At 41.2% G+C, this 20200-nt stretch carries 26 protein-coding genes; 13 read left to right on the top strand and 13 right to left on the bottom strand.

The annotated features are described in order from the left end of the window. The first annotated feature begins 194 nt into the window (after nt 1-194). From FTT88_RS09775 to FTT88_RS09750, 6 genes are all read left to right on the top strand, one after another. Complete coding sequence (locus FTT88_RS09775; protein ID WP_180004573.1) at nt 195-554, top strand: hypothetical protein; 360 nt, start codon at nt 195-197, stop codon at nt 552-554. A 119-nt stretch (nt 555-673) separates the two neighbouring features. Then, nucleotides 674-2662, top strand: coding sequence for an ATP-dependent helicase (locus tag FTT88_RS09770; protein WP_180004572.1), 1989 nt, complete (start codon nt 674-676; stop codon nt 2660-2662). Between the two features lie 86 nt (nt 2663-2748). Continuing rightward, complete coding sequence (locus tag FTT88_RS09765; protein ID WP_078189697.1) at nt 2749-3000, top strand: RNA-binding protein; 252 nt, start codon at nt 2749-2751, stop codon at nt 2998-3000. Between the two features lie 42 nt (nt 3001-3042). Continuing rightward, nucleotides 3043-3405, top strand: a complete 363-nt coding sequence (locus FTT88_RS09760; protein ID WP_180004571.1) for an ASCH domain-containing protein — start codon at nt 3043-3045, stop codon at nt 3403-3405. A 75-nt stretch (nt 3406-3480) separates the two neighbouring features. Beyond that, nucleotides 3481-3984: a DUF6586 family protein gene (locus FTT88_RS09755; protein ID WP_111884067.1), complete on the top strand. Its 504-nt coding sequence runs from the start codon at nt 3481-3483 to the stop codon at nt 3982-3984. A 105-nt stretch (nt 3985-4089) separates the two neighbouring features. Beyond that, nucleotides 4090-4368: a hypothetical protein gene (locus FTT88_RS09750; RefSeq protein ID WP_078192732.1), complete on the top strand. Its 279-nt coding sequence runs from the start codon at nt 4090-4092 to the stop codon at nt 4366-4368. A gap of 78 nt (nt 4369-4446) precedes the next feature. Here FTT88_RS09750 and FTT88_RS09745 read toward each other — a convergent pair whose 3' ends face one another. From FTT88_RS09745 to FTT88_RS09725, 5 genes are all read right to left on the bottom strand, one after another. Further along, nucleotides 4447-4689: a hypothetical protein gene (locus FTT88_RS09745; protein WP_180004570.1), complete on the bottom strand. Its 243-nt coding sequence runs from the start codon at nt 4687-4689 to the stop codon at nt 4447-4449. A gap of 176 nt (nt 4690-4865) precedes the next feature. Beyond that, complete coding sequence (locus tag FTT88_RS09740) at nt 4866-6584, bottom strand: cation:proton antiporter (protein WP_180004569.1); 1719 nt, start codon at nt 6582-6584, stop codon at nt 4866-4868. A 142-nt stretch (nt 6585-6726) separates the two neighbouring features. Then, nucleotides 6727-6882 carry a 50S ribosomal protein L33 gene (rpmG, locus tag FTT88_RS09735; protein ID WP_001205031.1) on the bottom strand — a complete coding sequence of 52 codons (156 nt, stop codon included), beginning with the start codon at nt 6880-6882 and terminating at the stop codon, nt 6727-6729. Nucleotides 6883-6894: 12 nt separating this feature from the next. Further along, nucleotides 6895-7131: a 50S ribosomal protein L28 gene (gene rpmB, locus FTT88_RS09730; protein WP_000048256.1), complete on the bottom strand. Its 237-nt coding sequence runs from the start codon at nt 7129-7131 to the stop codon at nt 6895-6897. Between the two features lie 162 nt (nt 7132-7293). Next, entirely contained in the window at nt 7294-8742 is a 1449-nt protein-coding gene (locus FTT88_RS09725) for a coniferyl aldehyde dehydrogenase (RefSeq protein ID WP_180004568.1), read from the bottom strand. Between the two features lie 116 nt (nt 8743-8858). Here FTT88_RS09725 and FTT88_RS09720 point away from each other — a divergent pair, with 116 nt between their 5' ends. The 5 genes from FTT88_RS09720 (at nt 8859) to FTT88_RS09700 (ending at nt 12540) form a co-directional block, all read left to right on the top strand. Next, entirely contained in the window at nt 8859-9560 is a 702-nt protein-coding gene (locus tag FTT88_RS09720) for a TetR/AcrR family transcriptional regulator (protein ID WP_180004567.1), read from the top strand. A gap of 79 nt (nt 9561-9639) precedes the next feature. After that, on the top strand, nt 9640-10506 hold the full coding sequence (purU, locus tag FTT88_RS09715; protein ID WP_078192727.1) for a formyltetrahydrofolate deformylase: 867 nt from the start codon (nt 9640-9642) through the stop codon (nt 10504-10506). A gap of 211 nt (nt 10507-10717) precedes the next feature. Next, nucleotides 10718-11482: a TonB family protein gene (locus tag FTT88_RS09710; protein ID WP_180004566.1), complete on the top strand. Its 765-nt coding sequence runs from the start codon at nt 10718-10720 to the stop codon at nt 11480-11482. A 30-nt stretch (nt 11483-11512) separates the two neighbouring features. Then, on the top strand, nt 11513-12136 hold the full coding sequence (locus FTT88_RS09705) for a MotA/TolQ/ExbB proton channel family protein (protein ID WP_168377886.1): 624 nt from the start codon (nt 11513-11515) through the stop codon (nt 12134-12136). Next, the gene (locus FTT88_RS09700) at nt 12136-12540 is read left to right on the top strand and encodes a biopolymer transporter ExbD (RefSeq protein ID WP_078192724.1); all 405 of its coding nucleotides are present in this window, start codon (nt 12136-12138) and stop codon (nt 12538-12540) included. The genes FTT88_RS09705 and FTT88_RS09700 overlap by 1 nt, the downstream gene beginning before the upstream one ends. An 84-nt stretch (nt 12541-12624) precedes the next feature. On the opposite strand, the gene msrA is transcribed toward FTT88_RS09700, so the two are convergent. The 5 genes from msrA to thyA form a co-directional block, all read right to left on the bottom strand. Next, nucleotides 12625-13149 carry a peptide-methionine (S)-S-oxide reductase MsrA gene (gene msrA, locus FTT88_RS09695; protein ID WP_180004565.1) on the bottom strand — a complete coding sequence of 175 codons (525 nt, stop codon included), beginning with the start codon at nt 13147-13149 and terminating at the stop codon, nt 12625-12627. Nucleotides 13150-13308: 159 nt separating this feature from the next. Then, nucleotides 13309-13767: an META domain-containing protein gene (locus FTT88_RS09690; RefSeq protein WP_180004564.1), complete on the bottom strand. Its 459-nt coding sequence runs from the start codon at nt 13765-13767 to the stop codon at nt 13309-13311. Between the two features lie 84 nt (nt 13768-13851). Continuing rightward, nucleotides 13852-14922 carry a DUF4105 domain-containing protein gene (locus FTT88_RS09685; protein ID WP_180004563.1) on the bottom strand — a complete coding sequence of 357 codons (1071 nt, stop codon included), beginning with the start codon at nt 14920-14922 and terminating at the stop codon, nt 13852-13854. Between the two features lie 27 nt (nt 14923-14949). Then, complete coding sequence (locus FTT88_RS09680; RefSeq protein ID WP_180004562.1) at nt 14950-15462, bottom strand: dihydrofolate reductase; 513 nt, start codon at nt 15460-15462, stop codon at nt 14950-14952. A gap of 167 nt (nt 15463-15629) precedes the next feature. Next, entirely contained in the window at nt 15630-16472 is an 843-nt protein-coding gene (thyA, locus tag FTT88_RS09675; protein ID WP_078189681.1) for a thymidylate synthase, read from the bottom strand. A gap of 561 nt (nt 16473-17033) precedes the next feature. Here thyA and FTT88_RS09670 point away from each other — a divergent pair. Beyond that, on the top strand, nt 17034-17546 hold the full coding sequence (locus FTT88_RS09670) for a peptidoglycan amidohydrolase family protein (RefSeq protein WP_078189680.1): 513 nt from the start codon (nt 17034-17036) through the stop codon (nt 17544-17546). A 21-nt stretch (nt 17547-17567) separates the two neighbouring features. Here FTT88_RS09670 and FTT88_RS09665 read toward each other — a convergent pair whose 3' ends face one another. The 3 genes from FTT88_RS09665 to lgt all read right to left on the bottom strand — a co-directional run bounded on the left by FTT88_RS09665 (nt 17568) and on the right by lgt (nt 19298). After that, nucleotides 17568-17867, bottom strand: a complete 300-nt coding sequence (locus tag FTT88_RS09665) for a hypothetical protein (RefSeq protein ID WP_373683054.1) — start codon at nt 17865-17867, stop codon at nt 17568-17570. Between the two features lie 69 nt (nt 17868-17936). Next, entirely contained in the window at nt 17937-18329 is a 393-nt protein-coding gene (locus FTT88_RS09660; RefSeq protein ID WP_180004560.1) for a hypothetical protein, read from the bottom strand. A gap of 156 nt (nt 18330-18485) precedes the next feature. Beyond that, nucleotides 18486-19298, bottom strand: a complete 813-nt coding sequence (gene lgt, locus FTT88_RS09655; RefSeq protein WP_078189677.1) for a prolipoprotein diacylglyceryl transferase — start codon at nt 19296-19298, stop codon at nt 18486-18488. A gap of 93 nt (nt 19299-19391) precedes the next feature. Between lgt and FTT88_RS09650 the strand changes: the two genes are divergently transcribed. After that, complete coding sequence (locus FTT88_RS09650) at nt 19392-20171, top strand: NRDE family protein (protein ID WP_180004559.1); 780 nt, start codon at nt 19392-19394, stop codon at nt 20169-20171. The last annotated feature ends 29 nt before the right edge of the window (nt 20172-20200 follow it).

The following is a 20200-nucleotide window of genomic DNA, read 5'->3' as shown; positions in this document are numbered from 1 at the left end:
ACTGAGGATCAGAAAGCTTGTTTGAATCGATGTATTTCATCCGCAGATTATGCACGAATGCTAAGAAATCCGGAGTGCAAATATTAACCAAAAAGAAGATCGTTTTTTGATTTATGAAAGAGATCTATTGTTTTTCTTTAATTATTAAACAAATGAAATTTATGAAACCAATAATAATTCTCTCAATAGTGTTTATGAGCACACCGATTTATGCAGAAAGAATTTCTGAAGCGGAATTTAATGTAAATTATAAGAATTATAAAAATGAACTTGCTAGAGATCAGGCAGCACTAAAGAAGTTAAATTCTGAAAGTTCGTTTGAGGCAACTGTAAAAAGCAATTTATTAACATGTAAGGTTTGGGACTCAAAACTTGCAATGTATAAATTAGCTTTAGAAAATAAACAGATTCAAGATGCTGGGCATCTAGCAAATAATTTGAAAAATGAAATATTACCTTTTCAACTAGCAATTCAGAATTTATCAGGAACGACTTTTGAAAAAAACTGCGAAACTATTGAAAAACTTTCGATAGCAAGTGGCATTATTAAATGAAATTAATTCTATAAAGTGTTGCACTTTGTTGGTAATCAAGATTTCTTACTAGATTGTAAAACTCATAATTTATCTATAGCTCTGTTAAACTACCAACTCACATAGCACGATGAGACACCATGAGTTTAGCCAACCTGATTGATGAATTAAATCCTCAACAAAAACAAGCCGCAACAACAGAAGCACAGCATAGCTTGGTTTTGGCAGGAGCAGGTTGTGGTAAAACCAAAACCATCGTGGCGCGTGCAGCTTATTTAATTGATCAAGGCGTGCCTGCCAATCAAATTCAAATTTTGACTTTTACTCGCCGTGCGGCCAGTGAAATTGTCGCTCGTGTGGAGCTGGCTCTGGGTGAGCAAGCCAAAGGGTTACGTGCATCAACCTTTCACACCTTTTGTATGTACCTATTGCGCCGCATTCCAAAAGCCTTTGGCCTAGAGCAGTTTTCGGTTATTGATCGTGATGATCAGCTCATGATGTTCCGCCTGATTCGTGGTCGTGATGATAAGAAAAACCCCAATCACTTGCCTAAGCCGAAAGAACTCTGTGATCTGTATTCCTTTGCACGGAATACGCGCCAAAAACTCAGCATTGCCATGGAAAAGCAAATGCCTGAGTATTTTGCGTTGAAAGATCAAATCGCGGATATCATGAAAGAATACGAAGCCCGTAAACGTGCGCGTAGTTTTTTAGATTATGACGATATCTTGGCAATTGTGGCAAAAGCCTTGGCGGAATCAGATGGACTGGTCGATTATGTCGCTTCGATTTGTCGCTACATGTTGGTTGATGAAATGCAGGATACCAATCCGCTGCAATGGGCGTTACTTGAGCCACTAAAGGAACGTGTCAGCTTGTTCTGTGTCGGCGATGATGCACAGTCCATTTACGGCTTCCGTGGTGCAGACTTTGAAAATATTCATCATTTCAAAGAGCGGGTACCCGACGCACAGATTTTTAAACTTGAAAAAAATTATCGTTCAACCCAAGAAATTTTAGACCTGTCGAATTGGTTGTTGGATGAAAGCGAAATTAAATATGACAAACGCTTAGATGCCTATCGTGGTGAAGGGATTAAGCCGAAAATGCATATTTTCCCGAATGAGTTTGATGAAGCCAAATGGATTGCCATCGACATTAAAGAGCGTCATTACCTCGAAGGCAGCAAATGGTCGGATCATATGGTGCTTGTGCGTTCAAGCTTTGCCGCCCGTCATATTGAAGCAGCTTGTATTGCCGCAAACGTGCCGTATCGCTTTATTGGCGGCATGAAATTACTTGAAACAGCCCATGTAAAAGACTTGCTCAGTGTGCTGCGTGTAGTGGCCAATCCTTTAGATGATATCGCGTGGATGCGCTTTTTAACCTTGTGGAATGGTGTGGGTGATGTCGGTGCGAGTAAGTTATCGCAGCAGATTTTACTTGAGCCAGAAATGCAAGCCATTGCAACCAAGTTGGAAAAATTTGGCAAAGTGCCTGACCAAGCGATTCTGATGATGAAGCAAATGTCGGTGTTGAAAGATCAGGTCAAAGAATGTGTAAGCTTGGCTGTTCAAGCGATTTCTGAGCAGCTGGAAGAGAACTATAAAAAAGATTGGAATCGCCGTGTCGGTGATTTTGATCTGGTGAAACAATTGGCATCCAAACATACGCAGTTGAGTGAATTCTTAGAAGAATATGTCCTTGATCCAGTTTCCATTTCTGAAATTGAACGCCAATCTGACAGTGATGTCGTGACTTTAATTACCATTCATTCGGCAAAAGGAACGGAGCAAAAAGTCTGTTATGTGGCGAATGTCACACCAGGGCAATATCCACATGCACGTGCCCAAGGTAATTTCGATGAAGTGGAAGAAGAACGTCGCGTGTTATATGTGGCGCTGACACGTGCGCAAAATGAATTGATTTTGACCAAGCAAAACTTGAACCACTGGGCACGTGAAACTGTCGATGAGCAAGGCCGTAAAGTAGAAAGTTACTTTATGAATGATTTAACTCGAAATTTATGTAGTTTGGAAACACACTATAAAACCCGTCAGCAAACCGTAAAAAGTGCCTTAATCGAAAGAAAATCGATTAATTTAGATTTTGGTATCGATCTCGATTAAAATAGATTTTTGACGTGATTTACATGCAAGTTAAAAAGCAAAATAGACAAATGCTTTTTGATGATGCTGTCTATTTGGAAGATTGAATGAAAATTTTAGTACGTAACTTAGAGCGTTCAGTTACTGAAGCAGAATTGGTTGAACTGTTTAAACCATTTGGCGCAGTAGAGTCTGCTGTTGTTGTTATGGATGCAAGCACAGGTAAATCGAAAGGGTTTGGTTTTGTCGAAATGCCAAATGGTCGTGAAGCTGTAAAAGCGATTAAAGGCCTGAATACTTTGAAAGTCAAAGGTGCGGGTATTCGCGTAAAAGCGGCTGAAGATAAGCCTAAAGCATAAATTTAAAAAGGAGCGTAACGCTCCTTTTTTTATCGGTGATCTATGAAAAAACGCTACTCGGCTTTGTCTATTGTTGCGCCATCTGGTTCGAACATTGCGTGTGGGCTTAAAACGCTTGAAGTCCGCTCATGGCAGCCCGAACATTTGCCTTTAAAAGATTTAGTGATCGTGGAAAATCAACGCTACTTACATGAAAGCGGAGATGAAGATATTGGACGTGCAGTGGCGAAGGTCGATGTATATGACGTTCATGCATGGACTGAAACAGAGGTAGAGCAAGCGCAGGCGACATATTGGGCAGCAGGGTACTGGGCTTGGCGTCTGGAAAATATCAGGATGATTGATTGGGATATGCCTGTTCCTGCCAAGCGTGACATTTATTTAATTGAAATCGATCATCCATAATATTTATTGTGAATTTCCTAAAAATCCGTTTAAGCTTATTCATGTAGAAAAACGCCAAAATTTAGGGAATTGTTCATGTCTCGTGTTGCTCGCTTTCATGCTGATCGTACCAATCAAAAGTTATATTTTAGCCGTCTTGCATGTCAGCAAGCCGAGCAGACCGATCATGTTCAACAAGCTCAGGCTTATCGCGAAGCAGCGGTTTTTCATTTGCATGGTGCAGTACTTGCGTTTTTACAAGAGTTGGTGCGTTACTATCGTTTAAATGAGCCTGCGCCCACGTTAAAGTCGATTGAAACGCTGATGGCTGAAAAAGGTCAGGTATCACCTGAAGTGACTGTTATGCAGCAATTGGCAAAGCAGGGCTTTATTGCAGAGCTGAAACGCGCACATCGTATGTGTCAGTATGCACCTGAACCGTCTGCACCAGAGCCAGAAGATGAAACGTCTTCAAATTTAATTATTAAAGTTACCCAAACACCACAAGCATGGTTGCCAGATACCGCTATTTTGCGTGAATGGCATCGTGATCTAACCCAATTGATTGATGGATTTCGTAACGAGATGGTGGAATTCTAATCGGACTATTGCTACTTGAAATAAATTTATTTAACCCGATATAAGATTATCTAAGTAATACAAAGTGCAGATGCCTTTATCACCATGTTGCGCATGGAGGGATATATGTCTATAGAACAGTTGAAAGAACTCTTTGGGAACCAGGAAGCAATTTTAGAGCTGGTTCAATTGGAAGGTGGTGAGTTGGCATTGCGTAATGCAGGCTCAGAAAAAGAGCCTTTGGTGACTATCCAATTCAATGAAGAATTACGCAATATTTTGGGCGATCAAATGAGTGTGATCGCTCAGCAAATGATTCAGGCTGCATTGTTTGGTTTGTTAGAAAAACAAGTGGATGAATGGCATGCCGAAGTGGTTGATGAAAAGCCAAAATATATGAGCTAATCATATAGCTGCTGATTTTGTGGATCATGTTGATGAAAACGCACCTTTTGGTGCGTTTTTTTATACTCAAAATGGCACTTAGACTTTGCCCAATTCAGCAGGTGAGATCAGCATCGATCCTAAAAATACAATGAAGACCCCGATGAGCTGTAAGAAAAATGGATTTTTGGCATCTTGCCAATACAAAATCAGAAAGACGATGGAAATGGGATAAAACAATAGACAGCCCAGTCCCCATAAAATACTGGTTTTAAATGCAGCGATGAGAAAGCCCAGACCGCCAATTAAAATAATGGCAAAGCCTAAATAGAGACTGAACATGTTTATCTTGTTTGAAGTTTTTAAAATGATGCTTTGTTTGGTGCTAATTTTATCAATATATATTTTAAATTCAATTATTTGTAATTTTGAAAATGCTGAATTTTATCAGTTTAAAAAAGGCGATGCTTAAATGCATCGCCTTTTTTGTATTGCCCCTAAGCGTTTTATTTAGGCACTTAGTGTGTCGGTGTTTGATGATGGGCAATTTGGATTTGATTTAAAATATGATTGCTCATATTTTTCGCCATTTCCTCTTTGGCATAATAAACCTCACCGACATTGTCGCGACGAATGACTTCAGCTTCTTCTTTGCTTTCCGCACAAACCAATACTTGGATAGACGGATTCAGCATTTTGGCAATGTCGACAATTTTATGAATATCTAAAATATCCATAGGTGAAATGACCAAAAGGCGTGCGTGTTGAATATGGGCTTGAATTAAAACGCCGGGTTCTGTTGCCACACCGGATACCGCAGCGATGCCTTTTTCCCGTAAGTTTTCCACGATTTCACGATTTTCTTCAGCAATAACCACTTTAATGTTTTCATTCATTAATTCACGGGTAATGCGACGACCGACTTCACCATGACCAATCAGTACCACCTGATCACGTAGATAATCCTGTGAGACCTCATCAGGCAACATGGCTAATGGGTCACTACTACGTTCCAGTAAACGGGCCAAATTCGAGCGCTCACGGATGAGTCGCTGCATAGGCTCGATTGCAGAAAATACAAATGAGTTGAGTGTAATCGAGATTAATGCACCTGCCAGTATCAGGTTTTGTCCTTCCATAGAAAGGAGGTTTAGAGATACACCCAAGGTCGCCAAAATAAATGAGAACTCACCAATTTGCGCCAAGCTTGCCCCAACGGTTAATGCGGTATTGATGGGGTAGCGGAAGAACAATACTAATGCTATTGCAGCGATGGTCTTACCAATCATGATAATACCGACCACAGCTAAGACGTGAAGCGGTTGTTCAATCAAGATCCGTGGATCAAACAGCATGCCGACGGAGACGAAAAACAGAATCGAAAAAATTTCACGAAGCGGAAGGGTTTCTTCTTCTGCACGGTGACTAAAGTCAGACTCTTTGACCACCATACCGGCAAAAAATGCGCCCAGTGCCATGGATACACCAAATACCTTGTAGGCACCAAAGGCAATAGACACGGCTGCTGCAACCACAGTGAGCGTGAATAATTCACGTGAGCCTAAGCGTGCAACCACTTGCATAATCATTGGCACTAAACGTTTACCAATGATCAGCATGAAGGCAATAAAGCCAGCAACTTTGAGTAAAGTTAGACCTAAGGTCAGCCAAATATTTTCATCAGCACTGCTTTCTGTGAGCGGTTGGCCGCCAAGCAGTACGGCAGTAGCAGGCAGAAGGACCAGGACCAAAACCATCACCAAGTCTTCAACCAAGAGCCAACCCACGGCAATTTTACCATTGACGGAGTTGAGTAAGCCGCGATCACCTAAGGCTTTGAGTAGAACGACAGTACTTGCACACGACAAACTTAAGCCAAACACTAAGGCTGAGCCCATGCTCCAGCCCCAAAGCATGGAAATTCCCATACCGAGTAAGGTCGCCACTGCAATTTGTAAAATGGCACCCGGGAGGGCAATACGACGGACTTGCATCAAATCATTGAGTGAAAAGTGCATACCCACGCCAAACATCAGGAACATGACACCGAGTTCGGCCAATTGGTTAGCGAGATGGATATCGCCAACTACCCCAGGTGTGTTTGGGCTAATAATAATACCGGCAATCAGATAGCCGATAAGGGGAGGAAGTCGCAGGCGTGCAGCAATATAGCCAAAAATTAAGGCAAAACCAAAGCCAACAGCAAGTAATATTATGAGTTCTACATCATGAGGCACTAAAAACTCCTTAAGCCTAAGTTAAGGGTAAAAAAGACAAGCACAAAAAGTGCCAAAAAGCATTTTGAAAGTTTAGCAATTCGAATAAAAAAAATGCAAAAAAAAACGACCTAAGTAGGTCGTTTTTTTCAAAAAACTAAAATTATTTGATTTTAGCTTCTTTGAAGATTACGTGTTGACGGATTTTTGGATCAAATTTTTTGATTTCCATTTTTTCCGGCATAGTACGTTTGTTCTTAGTGGTAGTGTAGAAATAACCTGTACCAGCAGAAGAAACTAGGCGAATTTTATCACGCATGTTCGTAGCTCCTTAGATCTTTTGACCTTGAGCACGTAGGTCAGCAACAACCTTTTCGATGCCCAATTTGTCGATAATACGCATACCTTTAGTAGTTAGACGAAGACGTACGAAACGTTTTTCGCTTTCTAACCAAAAACGGTGGTGATGCAGGTTCGGCTCGAACCGGCGTTTAGTTTTGTTGTTGGCGTGTGAGACGTTGTTACCAACGACTGGACGCTTGCCGGTAACTTGGCAAACCTTAGACATGGTGTAACTCCATTGATTTAGCCAACAGCAAATCTGTATGGCCAGTCAAAAAAAACATTGAATTCATTCAAGGGGCGTTTTATATCAAAAATGCGCTTAAAAGACAAGCGATTTTGCATAAAACGAACGATCACCTAGTGTGATCGTTCATGCCTTGATCGTTTATCGAAGAAGTGTCTTCGAAATCAGTTTGTGGATCGGCTTATTGAACGGTGGAAGAATGAATTTCAAACTATAGAGTTTTGGATTCGACATCACCGAGCGTTCATGCGACAAACTGAAGAAACCTTCTGGACCATGATATTTCCCCATACCCGAAGCCCCCACACCGCCAAACGGCAGGTCATCTTGAGCAACATGGGTTAATACCGTGTTTTGTCCGAAATGTCCTGAATGGGTACGTGTTGCGACATAGTCGGCACGTGCCTGATCAAAGTCGAAATAGTATAAAGCAAGTGGACGAGGACGGCTATTAATAAAAGCAATAACCTCGTCAATTTGATCATATTCCATGATCGGAAGGATCGGACCGAAGATTTCATGCTGCATAATTTGCATGTCTGGAGTGACACCCGTTAAAACAGTCGGTGCAATTTTACGTACAGCGTCCACATCTTCATTTTGTGGGTTAAAACTGATGATTTGTGCGCCTTGATCACGCGCATCTTCTAAATAACCTTGTAGGCGGTTGTACTGCTTGTCATTAATAATCGAGGTGTAGTCCTGATTTTGGGCAATACTTGGGTACATGGCTTCAACGCACACTTTATAGTGATCTAAAAATTCAGCTGTTTTACCACGAGGTAAGAACACATAGTCAGGTGCAACACAAGTTTGACCTGCATTCCAAAGTTTACCAACCGCAAGACGCTGTGCGACATCTGCAAGGTCAATAGACGGATGAACCAATACAGGTGACTTTCCGCCTAATTCTAAAATCACCGGAACTAAGTTTTCAGACGCTGCCGCCATGACGGTTTTACCGACATTGGTCGAGCCAGTAAAAATCATTTTGTCGAAGGCAAGGTGACTAAACGCATCTGAAATTGGGCCACCACCGTTGACGACTGCGACCAATTCTTGAGGAAATGCTTCTGCGAGAGCTTTTTCTAGCACATCACCGAATGCCGCAGAGGCACTCGAAATTTTGATCATGGCATGGTTGCCCGCAGCCAAAGCACAAATCAGTGGGCCTATAGAAAGAAGCAGTGGGTAGTTCCATGGCGTAATAATGCCGACGACACCAAGCGGTTGATATTGCACCCATGCTTTTGCAGGTTGGTGAATAATTCCGACATGGCGTTTGGATGGTTTCATCCAGTCTGTCAAATGCTTGCTATAATATTTAATGTGTTCAAGACATGTAAGTAACTCACCAATCTTGGTTTCACCAATAGAACGGTTACCATAGTCTTGATTAATTGCATCAGCAAATTGATCTTGATACTTAACTAAGATACGCTTAAGCCGAGCCAAACGATCAATACGTTCCTTCGCTGTAGGCAATGGGTAACGTAAATACGCTTGTTTCTGCTGTTCCAACATATTGTTGAGATGCTGCTGATCAAAAGAATGTGGTGTCATTGAAGTTGTTTTTGTCTGACTATTCATGTCGCACGACCATATCCAAATTAGCGATTAATTAATTTTTAGAGTAAATACTCTAAATAGTCAAGTTACTTTATGTGTTAGTGTTCTAATGCTTTGAAATAAATGGTTGTTTTAGGATGTCTCACACCAAAACCTTAAAAACGAAAGAACGTATTTTGCAGCTGAGTTTGCAGTTGTTTAATGAGCGTAGCGAGCGTTCAGTGACAACCAATCATATTGCTGCTGAACTGGGAATGAGCCCAGGTAACTTGTATTACCATTTCCGAAATAAAAGTGAAATTATTAAGGAATTAATGGAGCAATATCAGCATGAAACGCTAGAAATGTTAGCGCTTCCTGATGATCGTCAGCTTGATGCCAATGATAAAATTCGCTATTTCCAAGTGTTAAGTAGCCAATTATGGGCTTATCGCTTTTTACATCGTGATGTTTATCACTTGGTCGAAAATAATGAAGATTTCCGCAAAATGTATCCACGTTTTGCCGGTCAAGTTATGCAACAAGGGCAGAAAATTTATCGTGCCTTTGTTGACGCAGGCTTAATGCAGATGACCGATTCTGAAATTGAGGCCTTAACCATTAACTTGTGGATCGTGCTGACCAACTGGACCAACTTCCTTTATATGTCGGGCCATATTACCGACTCCAATACTTTGGAAGAAAAGTGGGTGTGGCAAGCACTGCGACAAATGGTGTTCTTAGAAGGCGCATATCTACGTGGTGAAAGCCGTGAAACCTATGAGCGACTGCTCGAAACTTTAGGGCCGTCGGACTTATTTGCAAGTCTTTCAAACGTAAAGCATCAGGTTACTGAATAAGACTATTTAGTCTGGCTTTAAAAAGCGTTAGAATACTCGGCTATTTTTTCAATTTAACTGATTAGTGATATAAACCAACATGAATATGTCGACCGCTAACACAGCACGCTTACTCATTACCTGTGAAGATAAACCAGGGATTGTGCAAGCTGTATCGAGCTTTTTGTATCATCAGGGAGCAAATATTACCGCACTTGATCAATACGCGACTGAAGCTCAAGGGGGGCGATACTTCATGCGTGTTGAGTTCGAATTGGACAATTTACAAAGCCGTAAAGAAAGTCTAACTCAAACATTTGCGAGCAATGTTGCTGAGCGTTACAACATGCACTGGCGTTTAGCCTTAGTCAGTGATGTGAAGAAAGTCGGTATCTTGGTGTCTAAAGTTGACCATGCTTTGCTTGAACTGTTATGGCGTCATGCACGTGGTGGTTTGCCATGTGAAATCACCAAAGTCGTGTCTAATCACGATGCTTTACGTGAATCTGTAGAAAATTTCGGTATTCCGTTTGAAGTGGTTCCCGTGAACAAAGAAAACAAACGTGAAGCTTATGAGCAAATTGATCAATTGATGCAAGGCAATGATTTATTGGTTCTTGCTCGTTATATGCAAATTTTAGACGAAGAATTTGTTCAAAAATGGGAAATGAAAGTGATTAACATTCACCATTCATTCCTCCCAGCCTTTGTTGGTGCGAACCCATATAAACAAGCGCATGAAAAAGGTGTGAAGTTGATTGGTGCGACAGCGCACTATGTGACTGCTGATCTTGACCAAGGGCCGATTATTGAGCAAGACGTAGAGCGTGTAAGTCACGACTTTACTGTTGAGCAATTGCGCGAGTTAGGTCAGGACGTAGAGCGTAATGTGCTCGCACGTGCAGTCAAATGGCATCTTGAAGATCGTATTATTGTCGATGGTAATAAAACTGTTGTATTTCAATAAAACGAGATGAATTTTTGAATAAAAAAGGCATACTTTAGGTATGCCTTTTTTATATTATGATTAAAAAAAGTCATTAAAACTGACGAATTAATAGTTGCAAATGAAAACACTTCTCATTTATTATTGCCGTACTTTAATTGTGCTAACCGATGAGCATGATTGTATTTTTGACAAAATAAATGCAATCGCTTCTTCAAGGTAACTGAGTTTAATGAGTCAATCTCCCGCTCCAATGATGCAATCACCTAACCCGATGAAAAAGAAAATCATTACTGCGCTTCTCGCTGTTGTGGTAGGGCATATGGGGGTATTGTGGGCGGTCAGCAATATGAAAGCACCAGAACTTAAACTGATCGAAAAAGATCCGATTAAAGTTCGCTTTGTGAAGATTGTTGAAGAGAAAAAACCAGAACCTCCGAAGCCAAAACCAGAACCGAAGAAAGAGCCACCAAAGCCAAAAGAAGTTAAAATTGTAGATAAGCCTTTACCACCTCCACCGAAGAAAGTGGAAAAACTGGAACAGGTGAAAAAGAAAGATGCGCCGAAACCAACTGTTGAAGCGGTCAAAAACGTACCACCAACACCTGTTGTTTCAACTGTGGTTTCTGAAACGAAAGTCGTTCGTGTTGAACCAACACCTCCGGCACCTGTTGCACCACCACCTGCGCCTCCAGCACCACCTGCGCCACCGACACCTAAAACTGTGAGCATTGGTAATGGTGTCAGTTGGATTAAGAAACCGAATGTTCAATTTGAAAATGGTGAATTAAAAGCGTCGTGTACAGTTGAAGTTGCGATTGCTGCAAGTGCTGAAGGTAAAGTCGAATCAGCAACGATTAAAAACTCGACTTGTGGCGCTGCTGTAAACCGTAAAGTGACTGATGCAGTGAAGCGTGCACGTTTATCCAAATATATTGATAATGGTGTGGCAACTCCGACGCGAGTTGATCAACCATTCAACTTTAAACTTAATTAAGATTCCGGCTAACCCATTAGGAGTTCGAATATGAACTTTTCAGTTTATTGGCAACATGCAGATGCAGTCAGCAAAACACTGTATTTCGTGTTACTTGCAATGTCGATTGCGACTTGGACGATCTTCGTTCTTCGTATTATGGGCACACGTCAGCTCAAACAAGTGGCGTATAACCACCTTGCAGATGCACTAAGCAAACTGAAAGCGAAATTTGCTCCTTTGGCTTTTGAACAACGTAAGGCTGTGGCTGAACAAGCATTACTACGTCAAATTTCGGTAGAAAAAGCTAATGCTGAAAAAGGCGTATCTGTATTGGGTACGATTGCTTCAATTGCACCGTTCGTAGGTTTGTTCGGTACAGTGTGGGGTATTTTCCATGCCCTTGTAGCAGTGGGTAAAAGCGGTCAAGCGGGTTTAGCGCAAGTGGCAACTCCAGTCGGTGAAGCCTTGATCATGACGGGTCTTGGTTTGGCTGTGGCGATTCCTGCGGTATTGGCTTATAACATTTGTGTTCGTTTTAACCGTACACTGTCGAATGAATTGCAAGATCAAGCACATGGTTTATTGATTGACACGATGTTGCAACAAGATTCTGCAGCGAAGAAAGAAGACGTGAAAACTGCACAGCAAAGTTTAGCTGGAGGTCAAGCTTAATGGCTTTTCAATTGGGTGAAGACAACGATGCTGGCATGAATGAGATGAACCTCATTCCGCTCATCGATATTATGTTGGTATTGATGATCATCTTCTTGGTGACTGCGACTGTTGCCAACCCATCAATTCCATTAACCTTGCCACAAACGACTGCAGAAGTGATTGATCTGCCAACTGAAAGCGTAACCATCAGCATTAACTCAGCGGGTGATATTGCTTGGAATGGTGATATTGTCACGCTCGAAGATTTAGAAAGTCGTCTAAATACAGCTGGTCAGCAAGAACGTAAGCCTGCATTGGTATTAAAAGCCGATAAAGAATCACGTTATGACACAGTTGCACAAGTGATGTCGCGTGCGAGTGGAGCCGGACTCAGCGATATCGCCTTTGCCAGTGATAACTAAGCACTGAGCAAAGATAACTAAAAAAAGCGACTGAAATGTCGCTTTTTTTATGTCTCTATTTCGAAAAGACGTCGTACAATTAGATCATTCAGATTTGAGTAGCTCTTGAAATTTGCTACGTAATTTCATGAGTTTAGGTGGTATTGAAAAATTACAGTAGCCTTGGTTTGGGTTACGCGCAAAGAAGTTCTGATGATATTCTTCGGCAGGGTAGAAGGTCGGCATTGGACTGAGTTCAGTCACGATATTGATGCCTTCAGCTTTTAATTCTTCAATACGGTGTTCAGCGATTTGCTTTTGTGAATCGTCCTGATAGAAAATCACTGAGCGATACTGTGTGCCGACATCATTGCCTTGACGATTCAGCGTGGTTGGATCGTGGGTTGCGAAAAATACATCCAGCAATTGGCTAAAACTGATTTGGCTGTCATCAAAATTGATCTGAATGACTTCTGCATGTTGGGTATTCCCCTCACAAATTTGCTCATAGCTCGGATGCTGAGTAACTCCCCCTGCATAACCACTGACGACTGTTTGCACGCCCTTTAGTTGTAGAAAAACTGCTTCTATACACCAAAAGCACCCACCACCAAATACCGCTTGTTGCATAGTGAAATCCTATTTTGTTCCCTGATGTTTAATATGGGGTTATAGCTAAAAACTGCAATGTACGTCTGTATACTAATCACTAGTTTATGTGCATTAAATGTCTCTGGCATGACTGAACAGTGAATAAAAAAGTCTGCCGAAGCAGACTTTTAAAATGATTTAACGCGGTTGAACAGCGCTTTCATATTGAATTAATAAATTGCCGTGACGGTCTAGCAATTTCAAGGTTTTTCCAAAAACTTGATAATGCGTTACCTTTTCGAGTGCTGCATGGTACTGTCGCTCTAGCCCATTGTTATTGAGACAAGCCATTTGTGTCGATGCAATCGGGCCAAACGTTATGGTGTCTTTGCCAGCATTATAGCCACCCATTATACGATTACAGCCGTCTGCACCTGAGACACGTTTTGAAGCCGCATCGAATTGAATGCTTGGAATATTATGCGCATTGGGTGCTGTTTTGATTGGGGTGTTGCCAATCTGAGTGGCAATCCAAGTACGGTTTTGTAATAGGTTTAAATTTTCAGTTATGGTGTTGTCTTGTGCAGGCATGCTTTCACAGCCTGTCACCACTAAAGTTGAAACCAAAGTTGCAGCAACAAATATTTGTTTTAGCATCGGAATTTCCCCGTGGAAGCATTTCAATTATCTAAGCAAATATCGCACAGATAAGCTAGCCATATTTGTATCAATATTTAAGAATTACAATTGATTGGCGCTTGGATTAGACTGTGAATGCGGCAAACCTTGTCGGATTAACTTCGAATATTGTTCACTGCTCAGTTGCTTAATTTGAGAGACGCGGGGGTTAACATGGGCTTTTTGATACCATGTTTTCATATCCCAATTTTGGTCTATGGCATGGAGGTCGTGCAAATAATTCGGCAAATAACCGGATGCAAATAAGCGGTAATCGGTTGGAAGTTGATGTTTGGAAACCGCTTGAATCATGTCAAACACCAGTGTTGTACAATTACTAGTGAGTGTGTTGTACCATTTGGGTTGAGTCTGCAGTTCATCGGCTTTATGTAGATATTCAATAAACAGCGCCTGCATTTCAGATTTTGGCATGTTTACGGGGAAGAAATAGACCTGTTCTCCGCGTGTATTGCTGCGGGTATAGATAATATCTTTTTCATCTGATGCAATGAGGCTCAGTTCATATTTACGGAAAAAACCACCAATCGCAGAGAATTCTTCATTTTTCTCTTTGCGAATTTCAATCGAAAACGTCAGCGGTGGTCGGTCAGCAAAATCAAAAGTGACCAGTGTATGGGCAATTTGCGGCCCCATCCAATACGAGGTAATGATGTTGACGCCATTGATTTGACTCAGGTCATATTGGCGAGTTTCCCAACGCGGGGTAAAGCTACCATCGGCATGCCAGTCGAAATTACGCACATTGTGTAAGGTGACGAGATTACCTTGCTTTTCATAATGTAGAATTTCAGCTACTTCAGGATTCCATTCACGATCTTGACGCGCTTCCATGCCAAAATACCAAAATAGACCACAGATAAAGCCCACAATATAAATCAAGACATCTTTACGACGGCTAAAAAAGTGTTGGGTAATATAGATGCCTAAAATGCTCAGGGCGAAAGCAATCCAGATCCCAATGATAATGCGGCTGCCTAACCAGCCTGCCGGTTGCTGTATCCACAGGGCGGCACAGAGCCAAATCGAAGAGCAGAGGACAAATACACTAAATAGGGCATGAAGAATACTTCGCCCTATTTTTTTGAACATTGCTCGTTGGTCACTCTGTTGCATATTTTTCTTTTAGCTTAAGATTTTTCTTTATTTTCGGTAAGTTGCGAACTCAAAAGCAATCCCAGTTTTGTCGTCGATGTGTTGTTCTGATGCCACTTTTTGAAAGTCCGCAGGAATTTCAGGATAGAAAATGTCTCCATCAACATTTAAATCGATGTGTGTTAATTCTAGACGATCGGTGATATTAATGGTTTGTTGAAAAATTTCTCCACCGCCAATAATAAAAATAGTATTTGGCTTTTCTGAAGATTTAACATCGTCCATAGAGTTTTTTAAGGCTTCTTCAATTGAATGAGCTACTTTAACACCTTCAAAAGACCAATCGAGATTACGCGTTACAACCCAATTGACACGCTTAGGAAGTGGGCGACCAATTGAGTCAAAATTCTTACGACCTAATATAATCACTCCACCTTGAGTGATTTCTTTAAAGTGCTTTAAATCGGCAGAAATATGCCAAGGAAGATCGTTATCTTTCCCAATACAACGTTGGTTATCCATTGCAACAACATGCACAACCTCTAAATTTTGGAAAGTCATAACGTTAAAATCCAAACCATAAAAAAAGCAATATCCAAATTCGGCTTATTAAAAAGCTGAATTTGGATATTGTAACTATAAAATCTTAAATTAAATAGCTTCTGTCTTTTTTAAGGTAAAATCAATTGTTAATATTGATTTTAACTATTTGTAATTTAATATAAAAATTAAACAGCAACAGGGGCTTTAATTGCAGGATGTGATTCATAACCTACAATTTCAATATCTTCAAATTTAAAATCGAAAAGATCGGTGATTTCAGGATTGAGTTTTAATTGGCACAGACCCATTGGTTCACGTGTCAGTTGCAACTGCGCTTGTTCGAAATGGTTGGCATACAAATGTGTATCCCCACCGGTCCAAACGAAGTCGCCCACACCAAGACCACAAACTTGTGCAATCATGTGTGTTAACAGGGCATAGCTGGCAATGTTAAACGGCACACCTAGGAAAACGTCAGCACTACGTTGATATAATTGGCAAGATAATTTTCCGTTTTGAACAAAAAATTGAAACAAGGTATGGCATGGTGGCAATGCAACATTACCTGCCTCATTTGGGTTCCAACCAGACACGATTAGACGACGAGAGTTAGGATTGGTTTTGATTTCATTGACCAACCATTTGATTTGGTCAAAACCATCTTGTTCATATAGGCCATCGGCTTTTTTGGTCGCCCCGAAATTACGCCATTGATGACCATAAACAGGACCTAATTCACCGGCAGGACGACCAAAACGAGCAGTTTGTTCTGCTGTAGACCATTCATCCCAAATCGAGACTTTGTTGTCTTGCAAATATTGAACATTGGTATCGCCTTTAAGGAACCACAACAGTTCAATCACGATAGAGCGGAAATGAACTTTCTTGGTGGTCAGTAAAGGGAAACCTTGAGAAAGATCGAAGCGCATCTGATGACCAAATACAGAACGTGTTCCCGTACCCGTACGGTCGCCCTTGTCGCCGCCGTTGTCGAGAATGTGTTGTAAAAGGTCTAAATACTGGCGCATGTCTCTCTCATAATTTGCTAAATTTCTTGTGGCACATATTAGCTTGTTTTGCGTGTGGAAGGAACTGTGATGGGCGCTTGAATATAGTCAGGTTTAAAAAATCCAAAACATACGGTGTTTATTTGGTGATGAGAAAATTTTGCAGGCAACAAGCGCTGGATTTTCTGAGTTGAAGACGTCTATTCATAACAACTACATCAAGCGTTAACGAGACAATATGTCTGTTAAATCAAGCATGAGCTTAGAAGACTTAAACTTTATTGTTTACTTATTAAGCGATGTTCCATTCGCAGCGGTGAAAAAAAATACAGATAAGTTTGATTAAAAAATAAACGTGATTTTTCTCATTATGAAGAGGTGATTTTGAACAACTATTTTTGATTAAAAGTTTGATATCAAAAATAAATCTATTTGAATTAAAAATAGACGGTCGTATTTAATTGTGAAGATTTGTTTAAGAAATCTTAAATTTTTTACATGAAAAAACATGATTTACGCGGTACTATCACCCTCGTTAAAATTTTTGAATGCCTAAATATAGGCGGGAGTGTGGGTTAAAGAATGGCTTATGATCACAATGTAAACTTGAGTGAAGTGCATGCTCCAGTTCAGGCAAATATCATAATTCGTTCTCAGGCGAGTAAAAATACGGGCAAGTCCAATACCACTCAAAAAGCAGCGACTAAAAATGTGGTATCCCGCAATGGTCAGCGTATTGATATCGATCGTTTGACTGGATTTTTACAAGGCATTACCCGTCAAAGCAGTACTCAGAAATGTGCCCGCAGTGTTCGTCTAGCACTTGAGTCCGCTGGGGCACGTTTTAATGGTCATCCCGTTGCCGCAGCAGATTGGGGTAGCACATTACAAAAAATTGGTTATCAAAAAATTAATTTAGCGTTTGATCGACCAAAGAAAGGCGATATTTATATTATCGACCGCAATCAAAGTAGCCGTTATGGTCATATCGCAGCATATTCAGGTAAGGATTGGGTGTCTGATTATCGTCAAGCGGGTTATGCGGTCTATCGAACTCCAAATGTGAAATACAGCTATTACCGCTTAGCGGATTAACAGCCCATGGCTGCAAAAAGGTTAGTCTTCAAACCTTTTTGCACGCTGACTGTAGATCGAGACGATAAATAATCCAATTGCCGCAAAGCCCATACATTGCAGCGCTAAAATCCAGCGTTGCTCATTGGGTAGAAAATAAATTAAGCACACTAAACATAAAATTGGCAAACTAGCCAAACCCCATTTTAATGACGGAGACAGTGTTTTTAGTTTGTCTTGTCTGAGCTTATAAAGCAGATCAATCATCAAACCAATGGCTAAACTTATGCCCGCAAAGCGGGGATCAAGTTGTTTTTGTTCAGCGCATAGAAAAATAAGCACACAGGTACTGATACAAATGAAGAGCTTGATTTGTCGGTTACAGCACTCAGAGTACCAAAACGTCAGCATTTAAACTTTACCTTGGGGTGAAGTTTTCTCGTTTTTATTCAGTAGAGAAATCGGGGAGAGCAGGCAGATCGCCAAAGCCATAAAGCCAATGCCTTGAGCACCCGGAATCAAAATTTCACCCTTATTCATGTTGATAAAAACCAATGCTAACAGCAGTGCAATCGGTATCCAGGTCAATAAACGATAGAGCAAACCTGTTGGGTTTTTTGCTGCAAAATGAATCTTGCAATAACGACAAATCAGGAAAATGACGCCTGTACCCATGAACATTAGAATGGCTTGAAGTGTTAGGGGTTCCATCCAATACAGAACACTGGTCAGTACGACCATCGCAATAAAAAACAAGATTTTTTTAAGTACAGAAACGCTGGGGTTAAACCAAAATTCAAGCATGGATCGATAGTTTAAAAATAAGCTGAATAAACTTTAGCACAGATCAGTTGTCTAATTCAGTCACTTCATGTGCAGTAAATACGTATGAAGGGATAAATTTCAGCGCATAAAAAAGCGAGGCTTAGACCTCGCTTGCTTAAAGACAATTATAAAATATTAATGATTTTTTTGTGGACCCCAGTCATAGATTTTTTTCTGGTAGGCATACCACATCATCCATAGTCCAATCAGAATCATCGGAACTGTCAGGAACTGACCTTTACTCATCCATCCGATGAACAGTTGACCATTGTCCGGCTCACGGAAGAATTCAACGGTGAAGCGTGCGATTCCATATCCGATGAGGAACAAGGCTGAAACGGCATAACGTGGACGAGGTTTTGAACTAAACCACCACAGCACGATAAACAGAATTAAACCTTCACAGAGGGCTTGATAGAGTTGCGACGGATGGCGCACCAACTGAAGTGGATCGGTCGGGAAGATCATGCCGAAAGCAAAATTAGGATCGGTCACTGCACGACCATACAGTTCGCCACCAATAAAGTTACCAATACGACCAAACATCAAGCCTGTCGGAACGCAGGGTGCAATAAAGTCGAGGGTCTGGAACCAGGTCATTTTATATTTCTTGCACCACAGTAACATGGCAATCATGACCCCAAGGAAACCGCCATGGAAGCTCATGCCACCTGTCCAAACTTGGAATAGCCACAGTGGGTTGGCAAGGAATTGATCGAAACCATAAAAGAAGACGTAGCCAAAGCGTCCACCAATCACGACACCCAATGCACCGTAGAAAATCAGGTCAGAGACCATTTCTGCGTTCCAGCCGTCACGTTGTTTTGCACGGTAGGTTGCCAAGCCCCATGCAAATAAAAAGGCCAATAAATACATCAGACCATACCAGTGAACTTGTAGTGGCCCCAGTGATATCGCCACAGGGTCGATATTTGGATATGTCAGCATTGCTGTTCCTTGTCATTATGTTTTGCACAGATTTTAGCTGAATGCGCTGAAAAATGTTGTACATTCAATGTGTAAAGATATTGAGAATTGAATATGTGCATTGTGGCTTTTGCTTGGCAGGTCTTGGATGACATGCCACTCTGCCTGATTTCGAATCGTGATGAGTTTTATCATCGACCGACGACAGGCCTAAAGCAATGGGTAGATAGTCCGATTATTGCAGGGCAGGACTTACAGTCTGGTGGAACATGGATGGGGATAACCGCTCAAGGGCGTTGGGCGATTGTGACCAATTTTCGTGATGGCCGTGATCAGACTACATATCCCACTTCACGCGGCGCTTTGATTCAGCAATTTTTAGAATCAGAGCAAACACCCATTCGGTTTGCGCAAGCACTTGAACAAGTCCAATGTAATTATGCCGGCTTTAATTTATTCGTTGGCGACGCCACTCAAGCCGTTTATATGAGTAATCGCGGTGAAGCGCCACAAGTCTTAGCCAAAGGGGTGTATGTCACGTCTAATGGTTTAATGACTGAACATTGGGAAAAGACCCGACATTTACGTAAACGTTTCACGCAAGAATTTTTGCCGATGCTACAAAGCCAGCAACCACAGGCGGACATAGATGCCGCTGCGTGGGATATTTTGGAAGATGAACGTAAAATCATTCCAGCGCTGTTACCCAATACTGGGATTCAGGCGGAAATGGAACATTTGTTGTCTTCAACCTTTATTCAAAGTCCGGTGTATGGCACACGTTGTTCAAATTTATTGTGTATGCGGGATTCACAGTGGCAATGGCAAGAAAAACAGCAGCAGGGTGAGCAACAAGGACAGATCACACAGATAGAAGTGCATTTAAAGCAATAAAAAAGCCGACGATTCGTCGGCTTATTTTT

This window comes from Acinetobacter sp. YH01024 (assembly GCF_013420195.1).
Taxonomy (GTDB): Bacteria; Pseudomonadota; Gammaproteobacteria; order Pseudomonadales; family Moraxellaceae; genus Acinetobacter; species Acinetobacter amyesii.
The sequence above is the reverse complement of the archived record's forward strand: the minus strand, read 5'-3'. Positions and strand labels throughout refer to the sequence as shown.